We start from the raw sequence: 16668 nt of genomic DNA on the forward strand, positions 1-16668 counted from the left end.
ACCCATAACCACGAATGTGCGTTGTGGTGCGATGCTGGGGCCGCAGCCGCGTTCATCTCAAAGATCGGTGGTTATGGGTCCCGGGTCGCGCTTCGCTTGCCCTGGACGACGCTGTGGGTGCAGCGCCGTCTACTTCGCGTCCGCGCTCTCGCCCACCGGCCGCACCGGATCGCCTTCGCGCAGCAGTGCGCCGGCGCGGGCGACCACGATGTCGCCTTCCTGGATGCCGTCGCGGATCTCGACCTGGCCGGCCGACATCAATCCGGTCTCCACCCGCCGCGTCTCGACGCGGCCGCCGCGGATCACCTGCACCACGGTGCCGGCGGTGGAATAGAGGATCGCGGTCAGCGGCACCGCGACGCCGCAGCTCTGCCCGGTCTTGATCTGCGCCCGCCCGCTCGAATTCACCAGCAGCCGCTTGTTGGCGCTGATGGCGATGAACACCTGGCCGAGCTGGCTGTTCGGCTCGATGGTCGGCGCGATCCGCCGCACCTTGCCGTCGACATCGCCGGCGCCGATGATCTTCAGCCGCGCGGTCTGCTCGGCCTTCAGCTTGGCGATATCGCGGGTCGGCACCATGCCGACCAGATCGTATTCGCTCTTGGCGATGATCGAGAACAGCGCGTCCTTGCCGGAGGCCGGCGCGCCGACGATCGCCGACGACGCCGAGATCGTGCCCGCCACCGGGGCCGTGATGTTGGTCGAGTTGGTGCCGTCGGTCAGCTTCGCCAGCACCTGGCCCGCGGTGACGGTGTCGCCGGGATCGGCATTCACTTCCGCCACCTTCAGCCCGAACCGTTCGGGGCGGACCTGCTGTTCGTCGCGCGGCAGCACGATGCCGGACACCTCGACGATATTGCCGAAGCAGAATTTTGAGGCCTTCAGCACCGTCACCGCCGCGCCCTTCGGCGCCGCCTCCGTCTCGCCCGCGGCAGACGCGGGCGAGACGGCGAGCAGCACCAGCGCGGAGGCGGCAAGGGCGGTCGTCGCTGCGTAGGATGGGTGGAGCGGCTTGTCCGCCGTAGCTCGAAGAGCGAAGGCGGAAGCGAAACCCATCAATTGCTTGAGACGCAAAATCATCGGCAAACTATTCCCAAAATGAGGGCCTCCTGAATACCAGATGCGGCCTGGCCGGGCCAGCCGGCTGCGCCGTCGCGGCCGCCTCGGCCGCGCTGGCATCCGCGGCCAGCTGTAGCTTCGCCAGCTCCTCGGCGCGCCAGATGTGGCGCAGAATCTCCGGGTTGACCCGTTCGGCATGCGTCACCGGCAGCATGTGACCGGCGGCCGGCAGATGCCGCAGCTCGGCGCCATCAATCAGCAAGGCCAGCTTTGCGACAATGCGCTGCGTCACATAGGGCGACAGCCCGCCCGACAGCAGCAGCGTCGGCACCGCCAGGCCGCGCGCGGCGGCCGCCACCCCGTCCAGATCGAGCGCTGCATTGAAATCGTAGGGCAGCTTGTCGGCCTGCTCGATCAGCCGCAGCCGCCCGCTCGGCGAGAACTGCTCGCGCGGGCCGGAGCCGGCCCAGAACGCGGTGAACGCCTCGACCGCCTCCATGACAGCGCCATCGAAAATATCCTGCGACACGATGTGCGCCGTGCGCGCGAAGCGCTCGTAGAGCCGCGCGTCGGCCGGCGAGTCGAGCAGCGTGTGATCCGGGAAAGGGCGAAGCGGTTTTCCCTCGCGACAAACGCGGGACGCGTTTATGCGGGGATCATGCTCCAACAAAGAACTGTTGCGTGACGACGCATCACGCACAGCATGATCCGGAAAAGTGTGCAGCGGTTTTCCGACCGGATCATGCTCAAACAAAGAGCTCTTGCGTGACGACTCGTCACGCAAGAGCGTCGGCAACACCGGCTCGATCAGCGTCAGGCTGCGGATCCGCTGCGCATGCGGCGATGCCGTCGCCATCCGGAACGCGATCGCCCCGCCATAGGAATGCCCGATCAGATGGATCGGCCCCTCGGCCTTTGCGAGCCAGGGCTCGAGCAGCGCGATCTCGCCATCCAGCGTCCGCGGCCAGTCGCGCCCAATGGCAGCAACGCCATAGCCGGAAATATCCGGCGCCATGAACCGATAGCCACTCAGGGCAGCCGCAAGCTTCGTCCATTGCCGTCCCGACCCCAGCGAGCAGTGCAGCGCCACCACCGACGCCGCCTCCGGCGTCCCGTTCAAACCCGTCATCAAACCCATCCTGCTTGTTCTTGTTTACGCGACCGCGGGTCGCGTCATGACGCGAACGACGCGGGGGATGGGTTATTCCTGGGACGGGCGGGAGGGGTCGTGATCGTGATCACGGAGGGGGCGGGATTCACTGGATGGTGATTGGGGGCCGAAGCTACGTTCTCAAAACAGAATTGTGGTAGGTGGATCGTTCCCACGCCCGGATTACTCGAGTTTTGGGAGCAACAAAAATAATCTTTGTGCTAGTATTTGCCTGCTCCGGCAACGGATAGTTGGGTTCATATTTCTTTATGCCAGGGAGCTTTCGACTCGCTGTGAATTCGCGAGTGCTCGATTCTCGACGAAGATCGTCCAATTCGACGTAGCTTGCAGATTTGTAGATTTCCTCGAGCTTGTCTGGAAATTTTTTCCACTTGTTGGTGAAGCTGGTCAGGCTCTTGGTCGCCTCCCGCATCAGATCTTTCACTTGCGAGTACAGATTTGATGAGGCGTCGACGCCGCGCTTAGTCGTCGTCAATGGAAGCTTCCTGAGATCTGTCGAGTAAAGAAGAACCAATCCCGTGATTGCAATGAATTGTCCATGGTAGTTGGGCACGGACGCCTCACCCCAGCCCGTCAAACGTGTCCGATCCTTCCAAATAACGCCACAACGCCGATCTTGGCTGATGTCAAGGGTCAAAGGAAAAAACACCACTCCAGAACTGCGCGTCAGACGAGCCGCCTATGCCTTCGGCCTTCGTTTTAGACTTCATCGTACCGATCTACCTGGTACGCCAGATATCATATTTCCTAGCCGACATTTGGTTGTGTTCGTCCATGGATGTTACTGGCATAGACATCCACGATGTCCGAAGGCAACCGCACCTTCATCGCCTTTCTGGGCGAAGAAATTTGCCGGGACGTCCGGCGCGACCGGCGGACGGTGAAGCTTCTTCACGAATTGGGTTGGAAGGTTGTCGTCATTTGGGAGTGTGAGACAAAGAAGGAGGCTTCGCTCCGAAAAGTCGTAACGAGTCGCATTGCGAAGCGTAAGATTTTCCCGAACTATCTGAAATGACGGATCATCGACTCCGGTTTTCGGGAGCCGGCGATGTCCGCATCGGGGCGATCGAAGCAACGATGTCAGCGAGGTGTGAGGGAACGATGCAAACGATGGAACCGTATTTTCTGGCTCAAACGGCGATTGCGCAGCTTAAGAGCGCCATACATCAAGTACTATCGCGCGCTCCCGAGCAAGGCGTGAAGAACGTGGACATTGGACGCATACTAGGAATCTATATGGGGCACGTGGAGCATGAGGGCCACATCCCTCGCACTCTCTTAGCTATCATGGAAGCGGAAGGCGTTGTTGAACAGGATAAGGAAACCAAAACTTGGCGTTTGCGTTCGTATCCGCAGAGTTGATCATCGCCAAACTTGAAATAACATCAGGCAAGAATGCAGTCTGCGCGTAAGCTATTGCGGTCGGCTCAGATTCCGATTTTCGGAATTTCTCTTGACTTTTCCCCTAACTCACTTGTACAACTTCCCCCGTCCCGCCCGGCAAGAGGGGCGTATCGCGATCGTCACGAACGTGCGGCGTCCATGCGATGGACGTTGGCGGCGCGCGAGACGAAGCGCGTTAGCTGGCGGACGGTGAAGTCGTGTGGTCCTGACGCCCTGACGCCCTGACGCCCTAGCGGCCGGTGTCCCCTTGCGAAACGCGAATGCGTTTCTGCGAAGGCGGTGACAAACAAGCCCAGTCTCGCCGGGGAGAGCACGAAATAAGCCGTAACCCATCGCGCAGGGAAAGTCGGATTGCTCCGGTTACACCTGTGGTCCTACCCCCGTGCTTTCTACCTTTGCACGGGGCCCATGGGTGCGATCGGCACCCGGCTTTCCCTGCGCCCTCTGCGAGAGGAGAGCGGAACGAGAAGCAAAGCTCGGACGATTCATGTCGCGAGAATGCGAAGCTGTGTCCCCACCCACACTGTCATCGCCCGGCTCGACCGGGCGATCCAGTACGCCGCGGCCTCTCGGTTCAAGCACCTCTGTCTCTGGAATACTGGATCACCCGCATGCGCGGGTGATGACACCGCCTGGATGGCGCGAGCGCAGCCCTACTGCCGCCCCAGCTGCGTCGCCTTCTCCACGCGGTCGAACCGCTCCAGCGTCAGGATCGCGTCGGCGAGCTGGTCGGCGCGCTTGTCGAGCACCGGGCGGGCCAGCGTCAAAAACTTCTGCTGCATCGCCTGCGCATCGGGGAACGAGGTCGGCTCGCCCGAGGGATCGGCGTAGAGGCGCTCATGCACGCCGTCGTCGGTGGTGATCGAGACGCGGGCGCCGAACGGGTGGGTGCGGCCGACTTCGAGGCGGTCGTCCTGCACCACGTCGAACTTGTCGGCGAGCGCATCGATCGCCGCATCGCCCAGACGGTCGTAATCGTCCCAGCCGAAATGGCCCTGGTCGAGCGCGATCGCGCCGGTGAAGAACATCGAGAACTGGCCGCCGACCACCGAGGTCGGGTGGCGCTTGGTGGCGGCGTCGCCGGTCAGCGTGATGCCGTTGCGGTGCAGGCCGATCTCGACCTTCTTGATCTGGTCCGGGGTCAGATTGTGCTCGCGCCGCATCGCGATCAGCGCGTCGATCGCGGCATGGGTGTAGCGGCAGCTCGGATAGGGCTTTACGCCGATCTTCAGCGTCTCGTAGGTGTGGCCCAAGCCTGCCACCGCCTTGTCCGGATGCGCATCGTCGCTGTAGCCGACCAAGAGGCCGTGCTTGCCCTCGACCGCCTCGCTCGAGCCGACGAAGTCGTTGCGCGCAAGCGTCGCGGCGATCACGCCGTTCATCGCGGCGGCGCCGACCTGGTAGCGCTTGTTCCAGGCGCCGTTGACCAGGAACTGCAGCGAGCCCGCGGCCTGGCTGCCGGAGACGCCGAAGGCGGAGATGATCTGCTCCTTCGACAGGGCGAACAGCTTCGCCGCCGCCGCCGCGGCGCCATAGGTGCCGGCGGTCGCGGTCGGGTGGAAGCCGCGGGCGTAATGCGAGGTCGGGTCGAGCGCGTTGCCGAGCCGGCAGCACACTTCATAGCCGGCGACGATCGCGGTCAGCACGTCGCGGCCGGAGGCGCCGACCATCTCGCCGACCGCAAACGCAGCGGGCACCACCGGCGCGCTCGGATGCAGCGAGGAATCGGCGTGGGTGTCGTCGAAGTCGAGCGAATGGCCGAGCGCGCCGTTGAGCAGCGCCGCGACCGCCGGCGTCCAGGTCTTGGTGTCGCCGAACACGGTGGCCTCGCCCTTGCCGTCGAGCGCCAGCGCCTCCAGCATCTTCATCAGCGAGGGCGTCGATTCCGCGTCGCGGCGGGCGCGGATCGCGCTGCCCAGGAAGTCCAGCGTCAAAACCTTGGCGCGCTCCAGCACCTCCGGCGGGATGTCGCCATATTTCAGGTCGGCGACGTAGGCGGCGAGCGTTGCGGTTTCGTGGGCCATCGTGTTTCCTCAATTTTGCGGCGCAGGGTAGGCGGACGGGTTTGGCCTTTCAAGCCACCTTGCCGCCGCGGGCAGCAGCCATGCTCCCACTCGCCTAGCTTCAAATCATGTAACACGGGCCTTTCCATTGATTGCGGATCAGGGTGCATGAGGACCTTCGCAAAACGCATGTACGACCAGCTTTGGACCCGCAAGACGCAGCTGGCGCTGGCGGTCCGGATCGCGTCCGCGGGCGTCGCGGCCTATACCATCGCGCTGGCGCTGAACCTGATGCTGCCGCTATGGGCGGTGCTGACCTCGCTGATCGTGACGCAAATGAGCGTCGGTCGTTCGCTGAAGGCGACCCGCGACTACATGCTCGGCACCATCGGCGGCGCGATCTATGGTGGCGCGATCGCGGTCCTGATCCCGCATTCCGGCGAGGGCAGCCTGCTGGCGCTGCTGGTATTGGCGATTGTGCCGCTCGCCTTCATCGCCGCACTCAATCCCAGCCTGAACTCGGCGACGGTGACGGCGGTGATCGTGCTGCTGCTGCCGACGATGCATCACTCCAACCCGCTGGATTCGGCGATCGACCGCGTCCTCGAGGTCACGGTCGGCGCGCTCACCGGGCTGGCGATCTCGTTCCTGGTGCTGCCGTCGCGTGCGGTCAGCCAGATCAGGGTCAATGCGTCAAAGCTCCTGGAACTGCTCTCGGCGGCGTTCGCCGAATTGCTCGCCGGCCTGACCCGCGGTCTCGACAACGACGCGCTGCACCGGATCCAGGACGGCATCGGCACCGCGGTGACCAATCTGCACGCGACCGGCCTCGAGGCCGAGCGCGAGCGCTCCATGCATCTGTCGTCGGGGCCGGATACCGGGCCGCTGCTGCGCACGATCCAGCGGCTGCGACATGACGTGGTGATGATCGGGCGGGCCTGCGTGGTGCCGCTGCCGGCCGATATCCAGGCCAGGCTGGCGCGGCCGCTCGCCGACGTCAGCAAGGCGATCGTCACCTATATGGTCGCGGTCGCGACCGCCTTGCGCGCCGGCAGCGGCCCGGCCGACATGGCGCCGGTCGACGACGCGCTGCACGCCTACACCGAGGAGGTTGGCGCGGTCCGCAGGGACGGCCTGATCCGCGGCCTGCCGGTCGACGCCGCCGAACGCTTCTACGCGCTCGGCTTCTCGCTCGAGCAGATGCGACAGAACCTCAACGACCTCAAGCGCTGTCACGGCAATTGGTGCACGAACGAGGAGGCTTCCGAGAAGATCGTCGCTGATACACCGGAGAAGAGCGCGGCATGATCGCGGACTACGCCGTGCGGCGCGTCAGGCCCTTGCTCTCCATGCGCCAGATCAGGAGGTCGATACGGTCCTGACCGAAGAATGGTTCGTCGGCGAATACGAAGGTCGGCACGCCCCAATGGCCGGACGCCGCGTGCGCGTCCTCGTTGCCCTTGATGACCTGCTCATAGCGATCGGGATCGGCCGCGACCGACGTGTCCATCGCGGCGAGATCGAAGCCGGCGGCGGTCGCCGCCGTCGCCAGATGATCGCCCTCGTTCCAGCCCTTGACCGAGCCGTCCCACAGCACGCGGCTGATGGCGGCGGTGAAGGCAAGCGAGCGGCCCTCGAGCTGGGCTGCGGCACCGAGCCGGGTCAGCCGATGGATGTAGGGCTGGTGTTCGGCGACGTCGAGCGTCGTCATGTCCTGCACGATCGGGTCCGGGCGCGGAAAGCGGAACGGGATGTTCTCGTGCTTGGCGACCCGGCTGGAATCGAGCACGACATAGCGGGCGAAGCGCGGATCGGTCTTCTTGAAGAAGCCGGGCACCCGCACCGCGAGCGGATAGACCGGCCGCAAATTCACCGCGACGTCATAGTCGGTGACCATCTCCAGCGTCTTCGGCAGCGCCAGATAGCTGTACGGGCTGCGAAACGAGAAGAACAGATCGACCGACAGGGCCATGCGCTAGCCTCCGGCCTTGCGCAGCATCGCCGGCACGATCAGGCGGTGGAACGGCAGGATCACCGCGAGATAGGCGCGCCCGAGCCTGTTGTGGGTGAGCACCAGCGTGGTTGCGGTGATGCTGCGTGCGGGTCCTTGGGGCGCGACGTCGACGACGAGCCGGAAGTCGAGATGCTTGTCGTTGAAGCCCGCGACCAGCCGCTCCGGCGTTTCGCTGACCACCGGGAATATCCCGATCATGTCGCGCACTACGCCGTCGGCTGCGCCCGAGGTCTTCAGGCCGAGCGGCGCGACCAGGAGATTGCGCAAGGCGACCAGCCATTCGATCCAGCGCGGTTGCCGCGCCACCATGGCCTCTGCGGCGTGCCGGGCATCGAGATCGGGGCGTGTGGTCGCGATCCTGAACGCATCGATGAACTGCGCGCCGGCGAGCAGCGCGGCGGGATCCACGTTCGGCGTGACCGCGTCAACCTTCATCGGGCAACCTTCATCCAACCAGTCTGCGTGCCAGCAGGCGGAAACGCAAGATGAGGAGCGTCGCATAAACAGCAGTCCCGAGCGACAGCCCGATCCAGACACCGGCGGCGTCGAGCTTCGCCCAGAAGGCAAGCGCGGACGCCGATGCGAATCCCACCAGCCAGTAGCTGATGACGGCGAACAGCAGCGGCACCTGGGTGTCGTTCATGCCGCGCAGCGCGCCGGCGGTGGTGGTCTGCACGCCGTCGGCAATGAAGAAGGTGGCGCCGATCAACAGCAGTGCCGCGGTGAGCTGCGCGGTGGCATCAGAGGCCTCGCCGAGAAACAGCGCCGCGATCTCGAAGCGGGCCAGGATCACCGCGAGCGTCATGACGCTCATGAACACGCCGGCGAGCGCGACCGCGACAAAGCCGGCGCGTTGCACCGCCTCGGTGTCGCGGCGGCCGACGGCCTGGCCGACCCGCACCGTGGCGGCCATGCTGACGCCGAACGGCACCATGAACAGGATCGCCGCGATCTGCAGCGCGATCTGGTGGGCAGCCAGCGCCGTGGTGCTGATCAGCCCCATCAACAGGCCGGCCGCGCCGAACAGGCCGTACTCCAGCAGGAAGGCGATCGAGATCGGCGCGCCGACCGCGACCAGCTTGCCCATCAGCGGCCAGTCGATGCGCCAGACGCGGCTGAACACGTGGTACTTGCGGAACGGGCGACGGCGCGCCGCGAACCAGACGCCGGCGACGAAGGTGGCGAGATTGACGATCGTGGTCGCCAGTCCGGCGCCGAACATGCCGAGCTCGGGCATGCCCCATTTGCCATAGAGCAAAAGGTAGACCATCAGCGCGTTGGCCGGGATCGCGGCGAGCGTGATCCACAGCACCGGCTCGGGCCGGTTCACCGCGCTCATGAAGCCGCGGAGCGCGATGAACCACAGCGCCGGCAGGATGCCCCAGGCCAGCCCGAACAGATATTGCTGCGCCAGATGCGCGGTGGCCGGGCTCTGACCGAGCGCGAGCAGGATGCGCTCGCCGTGGAACGGCAGCGCCATCAGCGGCAGCACCATGAAGAAGGCGGCCCACAGCCCGACCCGCAGCGCGCGCCGCATCACGCGCGGGTTGCGCGCGCCGAACGCCTGCGCCGCCAGCGGCGAGACCGCCGACATCATGCCCATGCCGATGGTGAAGCTGACGAAGTACACGGTATGCGCCAGCGCCGCGGCGGCGACATTCTCGCTGCCGAGCCGCCCGATGAAGGCGAGGTCGGTCGTCATCATCGCGATCTGCCCGAGCTGCGTCAGCGCAAGCGGCACCGCGAGCTTCAGCGTTTCCGCGAGCTCGGCCGTGAGCAGCTTGCGAGAGGGGACGACGGCCGCGCGCGACGCGGCCGGGTCGATCTTGTCGATGCAGGTCATGATGGCACGCTTAGCACGGCAAACCGGCCGGAAGGATGGCCAAGCTGCCCAAACGCGACGATCTCACGCAGAGGTCGTCGTGCCCTGAGTTATTGGTTGAGCATGATCCGGCGGGAAACCCGCTTCGCACTTTTCCGGATCATGCCCGGATCACGAGCGCGCCGGAATCCGCTTGATCCTGGCGCCGAGCGCGTTGAGCCGCTCCTCGATCCGCTCATAGCCGCGCTCGATCTGGTCGGCGTTGTTGATGGTGGAGGTGCCCTCGGCACAAACCGCGGCAAGCAGCATCGCCATGCCGGCGCGGATGTCGGGCGAGCTCATCGGCGCGCCGCGCAGCCGGCTGGGGCCGGCGACGATCGCGCGATGCGGGTCGCACAATACGATGCGGCCGCCCATCGCGATCAGGTTGTCGACGAAGAACATCCGCGACTCGAACATCTTCTCGTGCATCAGGATGACACCGTCGCACTGCGTCGCGGTGACGATCGCGATCGACATCAGGTCGGCCGGGAACGCCGGCCAGGGCTGGTCCTCGAGCTTCGGCACATGGCCGCCGAAATCATCCTGGATCTTCATGGTCTGGTTCGACGGCACGACGAGGTCGTCGCCCTCGACGCCGCAGACGATGCCGAGCCGCTCAAAGCCCATCCGGATCGAGCGCAGATGCTCGACACCGGCGCGCGCGATGCGCAGCGGCGAGCGGGTCACCGCGGCAAGCCCGATCAGCGAGCCGACCTCGATATGGTCGGGCTGGATCGCGTAGGTCGTGCCGCCGAGCGTCGCCGACCCGTGCACGGTGATGGTGTTGGTGCCGATGCCTTCGATCTTGGCGCCGAGCGCGACCAGGAAATTCGCGAGGTCCTGCACATGGGGCTCGGAGGCCGCGTTGCGCAGATAGGTGGTGCCGCGGGCGGCGACGGCGGCGACCAGCGCGTTCTCCGTCGCGGTGACGCTGGGCTCGTCGAGGAACACATCGGCGCCCTTCAGCCGCGAGGCGCGGAATTCGAGCCGGTGCGTCGCGGTCACGGTGGCGCCGAGCTGCTCGAAGGCCAGGAAGTGCGTGTCGAGCCGGCGGCGGCCGATCACGTCGCCGCCGGGCGGTGGCAGTGCGACCTCACCGCAACGGGCGAGCAGTGGACCCGCGAGCAGGATCGAGGCGCGGATGCGCGCGCACAGCGCCGGGTCGAGATCGGCGGCGCGGATCTCCTTGGCATGGATCTGCAGCGTGTTGCGCTCGGTCCATTCGGCGGCGGCGCCGACCGAACGGCACAGCTCGACCAGCGTTTCGGTATCGCGGATGCGCGGCACGTTGGTCAGCGTGACCGGGTGCTCGGTCAACAGCGCCGCGGCGATGATCGGCAGCGCGGAATTCTTGTTGCCCGACGGCTCAATGGTGCCCGAAAGGCGGCGGCCGCCTTCGACGATGTATTGGATCGGCGGCACGCGGAATGTCCCCTAACGCATCATGCAGACTTGGATTCGGACTCGGCCATTCAAAATTCCACAACGGAATCAATGGCAGCTCGGCACCGTAACACAGTTTCCGATGCAGCATCCACCCGAAAGGTAGCCGTGCGACAGCGCCGATCGCGCCGTCACGGATGCGTCATTTGGTCGGGGCGCAGGCCTTTAGATGTCGATGGTGGCGCTGAGCGAATTGTCCTGGATGAACTCGCGGCGCGGTTCGACCACGTCGCCCATCAGCTTGGTGAAGATGTCGTCGGCCTCGTCGACTTCCTTGATCTTCACCTGCAGCAGCGAGCGCGCCTCTTTGTCCAACGTGGTCTCCCAGAGCTGCTCTGGATTCATTTCGCCAAGGCCTTTGTAGCGCTGCAGCGAGACGCCTTTGCGGGCGGCATCGGTCACGGCCTCGAACAGGTCGATCGGGCCGTGGATGATTTGCTCGATATCCTTGCGCCGGAGCTTGCCCGCCCGCACGTAAATCTCTTGCAGCCTGGTCGCATATTCGTCGAGCTTGCGTGCATCCGCCGAGCCGAGAAAGGCGTCGTCGATCACGGCCACTTCCTTGACGCCGCGCACGGTGCGCTCGAACTGGAAGCCCTGGCCTTCGGTGAAGGTGCCGACCCAGCCGCGCTCCACTTCGTCGGCAACTGCGTCGAGCCGCTTGGCGATGTAATCAGCCGCGGAGTTGGCGGTCTCGATATCGCCGGTGATCCTGGGGGTCAGCACGCCCGCGATCGCGGCCTGCTCGATCACCGCGCGATTGTAGCGGCTGTGCAGGTTGCGCAGCACCGAGCGGATCACTCTTGCGTCCTCGACCAGCGACCGCAGGTCGCGGCCCGAGCGGTCGTCGCCGGAGGCCGGCTTGAACACGCATTCGTCGAGCCCGGTCGCGATCAGATAATCCTCCAGCGCGCGCTCGTCCTTCAGATATTGCTCGGACTTGCCGCGCGAGACCTTATAGAGCGGCGGCTGGGCGATATAGAGATAGCCGCCATCGATGATCGAGCGCATCTGGCGATAGAAGAAAGTCAGCAGCAGCGTGCGGATATGGGCGCCGTCGACGTCGGCGTCGGTCATCACGATGATCTTGTGATAGCGCAGCTTGTCGACCGAGAAATCGTCGCTGATGCCGGTGCCGAGCGCGGTGATCAGCGTGCCGATCTGCTCGGACGACAGCATCTTGTCGGGACGCACGCGCTCGACATTGAGGATCTTGCCGCGCAGCGGCAGCACCGCCTGGAATTCGCGGTTGCGGCCCTGCTTGGCGCTGCCGCCGGCCGAATCGCCCTCGACGATGAACAATTCGGATTTGGCCGGATCCTTCTCCTGGCAGTCGGCGAGCTTGCCGGGCAGCGAGGAGACGCTGAGCGGGCTCTTGCGCGTCAGCTCGCGGGCTTTTCGCGCAGCCTCGCGGGCCGCGGCGGCCTGGATCACCTTGCCGACGATTTCCTTGGCTTCCTTCGGATTCTCCTCGAACCAGGCGGCAAGCGCCTCGTTCAGGACGTTCTCGACCACCGGTCGAACCTCCGAGGACACCAGCTTGTCCTTGGTCTGCGACGAGAATTTCGGATCGGGCACCTTCACCGACAGCACCGCGGTGAGGCCTTCGCGGCAATCGTCGCCGGTCAGCGCGATCTTTTCCTTCTTCGCGTTGGCCTCGGCATAGCCGTTGACTTGGCGCGTCAGCGCGCCGCGGAAGCCGGCCAGATGGGTGCCGCCGTCGCGCTGCGGGATGTTGTTGGTGAAGCACAGCACGTTCTCGTGGTAGCTGTCGTTCCACCACAGCGCGGCTTCGACGCCGATGCCGTTGGCTTCCGAGCGCACCATGATCGGCGCCGGCACGATCGCCTTCTTGTTGCGATCGAGATATTTGACGAATTCCTCGACGCCGCCGGAATAGTGCATCTCCTCGCGCTTCTCGACGGCGTGACGCATGTCGGAGAGCACGATGTTGACGCCGGAATTGAGGAAGGCGAGCTCGCGCAGCCGGTGCTCGAGCGTCGCGAAATCATATTCGATGTTCTTGAAGGTCTCGGGGGAGGCGAGGAAAGTGACCTCGGTGCCGCGCTTGCCCGGGGCATCGCCGACCACCTTGAGCGGCGCCACGGCATCACCGTGGGCGAATTCGATGTAGTGCTCCTTGTCGTCGCGCCAGATCCGCAAGCCCAGCTTGCTGGAGAGCGCGTTGACCACGGAGACGCCGACGCCGTGTAGTCCGCCGGACACCTTGTAGGAATTCTGGTCGAATTTACCGCCGGCATGGAGCTGGGTCATGATGACCTCGGCCGCTGAGACGCCCTCGCCCTTGTGGATGTCGACCGGAATGCCGCGGCCATCGTCGTACACGGTGACGGAATTGTCGGCGTTGAGAGTGACCAGGACGCGGCTGGCATGGCCCGCGAGTGCTTCGTCGATCGCATTGTCGACGACCTCGTAGACCATGTGGTGCAGGCCGGACCCGTCGTCGGTATCGCCGATATACATGCCGGGCCGCTTGCGGACGGCGTCGAGGCCCTTCAGCACCCGGATCGATTCCGCGCCGTATTCGGCCGGAATGGGATGCTCAGATTCGGCAGGGGTCTGCCGGGCAGGTTCTGTCATGTGAGGCCTTCGAGGATGTCCCGAATCAGCGGCGCAATATGGGGCGCTGATCATGCTATTTGTGCCATGAAAGAGGAGTTGCGCCTAGCGCAAAGTCTCTGTCCACAAACTATTGAATAGGTGGGATTTTTTAGGCCTTTTTCAAGGTCTTCAAAGGCCGATTCCGGAGGCTCTGAAAAGCCCGATTCGGCGGCAGATGCGGACCCCTCATGGAGGCTGATTCGACGCCTCAGCCGCGCGGTGTGGCGCGGCCGGATTCGACGTCGAAAATCTCGCCTCGCGGGCCGATGTCGGCGAAGGCAGCCGGATCCGCGCCGGTCATCCAGACCTGCGCGCCGAGCTTGGCGAGCTCGTCGAACAACGCCTTGCGCCTGTTGGGATCGAGATGGGCGACGACCTCGTCGAGCAAGAGCAACGGCACGATGCCGGTCATCTCCGCGACCATCGTGGCATGCGCCAGCACCAGCCCGATCAGCAGCGCCTTCTGCTCGCCGGTCGAGGCATCGCGGGCCGGCATATTCTTCGGCGCGTAGACCACCTGCAGATCGGTCAGATGCGGGCCGTCGAGCGTGCGTCCGGCGGCGGCGTCGCGCGACCGGCTGGCGCGCAGGATCTCGCGGTAGCGGTCCTCGACCGCTGTTGCAGGCTCCTGCAGCAGCGCATTCTCCATCCAGCCGTCGAGCATGATCTCGGCGGACGGGAAGGCCGAGGCTGCGCCGCGCTCGCGCAGCATCACAGCGAGCTTGGCGGCGGTCTGGCCGCGCGATGCGGCGACCGCGACCGCAAGCTCCGCGGTCTCGCGCTCGATCGCGCCACACCAATGGTCGTCGTAGTTGCGCACCTCGAGCAGCCGGTTGCGCGAGCGCAGCGAACGCTCCAGCGCCGAGACGCGGCTGGAATGCTCGGAATCGATCGCCAGCACCAGGCGGTCGAAGAAGCGCCGCCGCTCGGACGCGGCGCCCATGAACAGGCCGTCCATCGCGGGCGTCAGCCACACCATGCGCAGATGATCGCCGAACGCGGTTGCGGAACCCACCGGTTCGCGATCGATCCGGCAGCGCCGTGTGTTGCCCGCCTCGGCGGTCGGCGGATCGATGCCGGTGCCGAGCGTGGCGAGCCCGAGCGCGCCCTCGACCTCCGCCGAGACCGCCCAGGAGCCATCGCCCTGATTGTCGGCGATGTCCTCCAAGGTCGCGCGGCGCAGGCCGCGGCCCGGCGACAGGAACGAGATCGCCTCCATGCAATTGGTCTTGCCGGCGCCGTTCGGCCCGACCAGCACCACCATGTCGCCCGCGACCTGCAGCGTCGCCGTCCGGTAATTGCGGAAATGCGTCAGCGACAGGCGATGAATGCGGGACGGGATCATCTATCTTCCTTCCCCTCTCCCCCTGTGGGAGAGGGTGGCGCCTCACGAAGTGAGGCGACGGGTGAGGGGTATCTCACAGCTCGGCAAGCTTGGCGACAATGTCTTCCAGCACTGCCCCAGGCGCCCGCAATACGTCATTGTTCCAGTAGCGCAAGACCTGAAAGCCTTCCGCCGCGAGGGCGTCAGTCCTGGATGCATCTCGTTGCGACCAAGCGTGCTGACCTCCGTCGATTTCGATGATGACGCGCTTTTCGAAGCACGCGAAGTCGAGAATGTAGTTCTGAAAGGGTACCTGTCTTCGAAACTTCAGGTGCGAGAGCCGGCGATCGCGCAGCAGGCGCCACATCTTGGCCTCTGCGTCGGTCGGCTCACGACGCATCCTCCTTGCGAAACTGCGGAGGCGTTCATCGGTCGGGCGATGGTGCGGCGTTCGCGGCACCAACCCCTCACCCGGCGCCTTCGGCGCCACCCTCTCCCACAAGGGGAGAGGGTGCAGTTGTCCGCGTGGTGAGCAAAATCACACCCGCATCGGCATCAGCACGTAGAGTGCGCCCTTGCTGTCCTTGTCCTGCACCAGGGTCGGCGAGCCGGGATCGGCGAGCTTGAGCACCGCGACTTCGCCCTCGATCTGGGCCGCGATGTCGAGCAGGTAGCGCGAGTTGAAGCCGATATCGAGCGCGTCGGAGGCGTATTCGACCTCGAGCTCTTCGGTGGCGCTGCCGGAATCCGGGTTGGTCACCGAGAGCACCAGCTTGCCGGCGGACAAAGCCAGCTTCACGGCGCGGCCGCGTTCGCTGGAAATGGTCGAGACGCGGTCGACCGCGGCCTCGAAATCCATCTTGTCGACGACCAGTTCCTTGTCGTTGTTCTGCGGAATGACGCGACCATAGTCCGGGAAGGTGCCGTCGATCAGCTTCGAGGTCAGCACCACATTGCCGAGCGTGAAGCGGATCTTGCCGTCCGACAGCTCGATCGAGATTTCGGCGTCGTCGCCCTCGATCAGCCGCTGCACCTCGCCGACCGTCTTGCGCGGGACGATCACGCCCGGCATGCCGGTTGCGCCCTTGGGCAGCGCGAGGTCGATCTGGGCCAGGCGATGGCCGTCGGTCGCAACCCCGCGCAGGGTTGCCGCCTTGGCGCTGCCGGCCGCGTGCAGATAGATGCCGTTGAGGTAGTAGCGGGTCTCCTCGGTCGAGATCGCAAACTGCGTGCGGTCGATCAGGCGCTTGATGTCGGAGGCCGGCAGCGAGAACGAGTGCGTCATGTCGCCGGCGGCAAGACCGGGGAAATCGCTCTCGGGCAGCGTCTGCAGCGTGAAACGCGAGCGCCCGGCCTTCACCGCGAGCACCGAGCGGTCGCCGTCGGCTTCCAGCACGATCTGCGAGCCGTCGGGCAGCTTGCGCACAATGTCGTAGAACATGTGCGCCGGCACCGTGGTCGAGCCGGCGGTTCCGGTCTCGGCGGCCAGCGTCTCCGTCACCTCGAGGTCGAGGTCGGTCGCCTTCAGCGACAATTTGGCGCCCTCGGCGCGGATCAACACGTTGCCGAGGATCGGGATGGTGTTGCGGCGCTCGACCACGCGGTGAACGTGACCCAGCGATTTCAGCAGTTGCGCGCGCTCGACGGTGACCTTCATTGCAATACCCGCCAGATCCCTCAGATGGAAAAGCCGGGCGGCCGTTCAGGGCAGCACCGCGGCATTGGAAACCCGAAAAGCCGGATCAATACCGGATTTGATCAAAC

Annotated in this window: 16 protein-coding genes; 4 read left to right on the forward strand and 12 right to left on the reverse strand. The window is 65.2% G+C overall.

Translation table 11 applies throughout. From position 1 onward, the window contains the following. Positions 1 to 129: 129 nt before the first annotated feature. The 3 genes from HAP54_RS14340 to HAP54_RS14350 form a co-directional block, all read right to left on the reverse strand. Complete coding sequence (locus HAP54_RS14340; RefSeq protein WP_224741264.1) at positions 130 to 1056, reverse strand: efflux RND transporter periplasmic adaptor subunit; 927 nt, start codon at positions 1054 to 1056, stop codon at positions 130 to 132. Between the two features lie 31 nt (positions 1057 to 1087). Then, complete coding sequence (locus tag HAP54_RS14345) at positions 1088 to 2188, reverse strand: alpha/beta fold hydrolase (RefSeq protein WP_166300896.1); 1101 nt, start codon at positions 2186 to 2188, stop codon at positions 1088 to 1090. 154 nt (positions 2189 to 2342) lie between these two features. After that, positions 2343 to 2882 (reverse strand): hypothetical protein, encoded by a 540-nt coding sequence (locus HAP54_RS14350; protein ID WP_166293479.1) that lies wholly within the window; start codon positions 2880 to 2882, stop codon positions 2343 to 2345. Between HAP54_RS14350 and HAP54_RS14355 the strand changes: the two genes are divergently transcribed. From HAP54_RS14355 to HAP54_RS14365, 3 genes are all read left to right on the forward strand, one after another. After that, positions 2854 to 3114 carry a hypothetical protein gene (locus HAP54_RS14355; protein ID WP_312022738.1) on the forward strand — a complete coding sequence of 87 codons (261 nt, stop codon included), beginning with the start codon at positions 2854 to 2856 and terminating at the stop codon, positions 3112 to 3114. The genes HAP54_RS14350 and HAP54_RS14355 overlap by 29 nt on opposite strands. Continuing rightward, positions 3033 to 3245: a hypothetical protein gene (locus tag HAP54_RS14360; RefSeq protein WP_312022852.1), complete on the forward strand. Its 213-nt coding sequence runs from the start codon at positions 3033 to 3035 to the stop codon at positions 3243 to 3245. The genes HAP54_RS14355 and HAP54_RS14360 overlap by 82 nt, the downstream gene beginning before the upstream one ends. 95 nt (positions 3246 to 3340) lie before the next feature. After that, entirely contained in the window at positions 3341 to 3592 is a 252-nt protein-coding gene (locus HAP54_RS14365) for a hypothetical protein (protein WP_166300899.1), read from the forward strand. A 695-nt stretch (positions 3593 to 4287) separates the two neighbouring features. On the opposite strand, the gene HAP54_RS14370 is transcribed toward HAP54_RS14365, so the two are convergent. Further along, on the reverse strand, positions 4288 to 5658 hold the full coding sequence (locus HAP54_RS14370) for an MmgE/PrpD family protein (RefSeq protein WP_166300902.1): 1371 nt from the start codon (positions 5656 to 5658) through the stop codon (positions 4288 to 4290). A gap of 147 nt (positions 5659 to 5805) precedes the next feature. On the opposite strand from HAP54_RS14370, the gene HAP54_RS14375 reads away from it, so the two are divergent. Then, the gene (locus HAP54_RS14375; protein WP_166300905.1) at positions 5806 to 6945 is read left to right on the forward strand and encodes an FUSC family protein; all 1140 of its coding nucleotides are present in this window, start codon (positions 5806 to 5808) and stop codon (positions 6943 to 6945) included. A 7-nt stretch (positions 6946 to 6952) separates the two neighbouring features. On the opposite strand, the gene HAP54_RS14380 is transcribed toward HAP54_RS14375, so the two are convergent. The 8 genes from HAP54_RS14380 to dnaN all read right to left on the reverse strand — a co-directional run bounded on the left by HAP54_RS14380 (position 6953) and on the right by dnaN (position 16561). Continuing rightward, positions 6953 to 7609 carry a 2-hydroxychromene-2-carboxylate isomerase gene (locus HAP54_RS14380; protein WP_166300908.1) on the reverse strand — a complete coding sequence of 219 codons (657 nt, stop codon included), beginning with the start codon at positions 7607 to 7609 and terminating at the stop codon, positions 6953 to 6955. Between the two features lie 3 nt (positions 7610 to 7612). Continuing rightward, positions 7613 to 8086, reverse strand: coding sequence for a DUF2867 domain-containing protein (locus HAP54_RS14385; protein ID WP_166300911.1), 474 nt, complete (start codon positions 8084 to 8086; stop codon positions 7613 to 7615). Positions 8087 to 8096: 10 nt separating this feature from the next. Then, on the reverse strand, positions 8097 to 9494 hold the full coding sequence (locus HAP54_RS14390; RefSeq protein WP_166300914.1) for an MATE family efflux transporter: 1398 nt from the start codon (positions 9492 to 9494) through the stop codon (positions 8097 to 8099). A gap of 150 nt (positions 9495 to 9644) precedes the next feature. After that, complete coding sequence (gene murA / locus HAP54_RS14395) at positions 9645 to 10937, reverse strand: UDP-N-acetylglucosamine 1-carboxyvinyltransferase (protein ID WP_166300917.1); 1293 nt, start codon at positions 10935 to 10937, stop codon at positions 9645 to 9647. 186 nt (positions 10938 to 11123) lie between these two features. Further along, positions 11124 to 13559: a DNA topoisomerase (ATP-hydrolyzing) subunit B gene (gene gyrB, locus HAP54_RS14400; RefSeq protein WP_166300920.1), complete on the reverse strand. Its 2436-nt coding sequence runs from the start codon at positions 13557 to 13559 to the stop codon at positions 11124 to 11126. A 229-nt stretch (positions 13560 to 13788) separates the two neighbouring features. Beyond that, complete coding sequence (gene recF / locus HAP54_RS14405) at positions 13789 to 14925, reverse strand: DNA replication/repair protein RecF (protein WP_166300923.1); 1137 nt, start codon at positions 14923 to 14925, stop codon at positions 13789 to 13791. A 73-nt stretch (positions 14926 to 14998) separates the two neighbouring features. Beyond that, positions 14999 to 15364: an endonuclease domain-containing protein gene (locus tag HAP54_RS14410; protein ID WP_166307863.1), complete on the reverse strand. Its 366-nt coding sequence runs from the start codon at positions 15362 to 15364 to the stop codon at positions 14999 to 15001. Positions 15365 to 15442: 78 nt separating this feature from the next. Next, positions 15443 to 16561 (reverse strand): DNA polymerase III subunit beta, encoded by a 1119-nt coding sequence (gene dnaN / locus HAP54_RS14415; protein WP_166300926.1) that lies wholly within the window; start codon positions 16559 to 16561, stop codon positions 15443 to 15445. Between the last annotated feature and the right edge of the window lie 107 nt (positions 16562 to 16668).

It is taken from the genome of Bradyrhizobium sp. 2S1, from assembly GCF_011516625.5.
GTDB lineage: Bacteria > Pseudomonadota > Alphaproteobacteria > Rhizobiales > Xanthobacteraceae > Bradyrhizobium > Bradyrhizobium septentrionale.

Bases quoted from the DNA above. Each gene is read 5' to 3' on its own strand.
- HAP54_RS14340 (WP_224741264.1), bottom strand. From the start codon at position 1,056: ATGGGTTTCGCTTCCGCCTTCGCTCTTCGAGCTACGGCGGACAAGCCG.
- HAP54_RS14345 (WP_166300896.1), bottom strand. From the start codon at position 2,188: ATGACGGGTTTGAACGGGACGCCGGAGGCGGCGTCGGTGGTGGCGCTG.
- HAP54_RS14355 (WP_312022738.1), top strand. From the start codon at position 2,854: ATGTCAAGGGTCAAAGGAAAAAACACCACTCCAGAACTGCGCGTCAGA.
- HAP54_RS14360 (WP_312022852.1), top strand. From the start codon at position 3,033: ATGTCCGAAGGCAACCGCACCTTCATCGCCTTTCTGGGCGAAGAAATT.
- HAP54_RS14365 (WP_166300899.1), top strand. From the start codon at position 3,341: ATGGAACCGTATTTTCTGGCTCAAACGGCGATTGCGCAGCTTAAGAGC.
- HAP54_RS14370 (WP_166300902.1), bottom strand. From the start codon at position 5,658: ATGGCCCACGAAACCGCAACGCTCGCCGCCTACGTCGCCGACCTGAAA.
- HAP54_RS14375 (WP_166300905.1), top strand. From the start codon at position 5,806: ATGAGGACCTTCGCAAAACGCATGTACGACCAGCTTTGGACCCGCAAG.
- HAP54_RS14380 (WP_166300908.1), bottom strand. From the start codon at position 7,609: ATGGCCCTGTCGGTCGATCTGTTCTTCTCGTTTCGCAGCCCGTACAGC.
- HAP54_RS14385 (WP_166300911.1), bottom strand. From the start codon at position 8,086: ATGAAGGTTGACGCGGTCACGCCGAACGTGGATCCCGCCGCGCTGCTC.
- HAP54_RS14390 (WP_166300914.1), bottom strand. From the start codon at position 9,494: ATGACCTGCATCGACAAGATCGACCCGGCCGCGTCGCGCGCGGCCGTC.
- gyrB (WP_166300920.1), bottom strand. From the start codon at position 13,559: ATGACAGAACCTGCCCGGCAGACCCCTGCCGAATCTGAGCATCCCATT.
- recF (WP_166300923.1), bottom strand. From the start codon at position 14,925: ATGATCCCGTCCCGCATTCATCGCCTGTCGCTGACGCATTTCCGCAAT.
- dnaN (WP_166300926.1), bottom strand. From the start codon at position 16,561: ATGAAGGTCACCGTCGAGCGCGCGCAACTGCTGAAATCGCTGGGTCAC.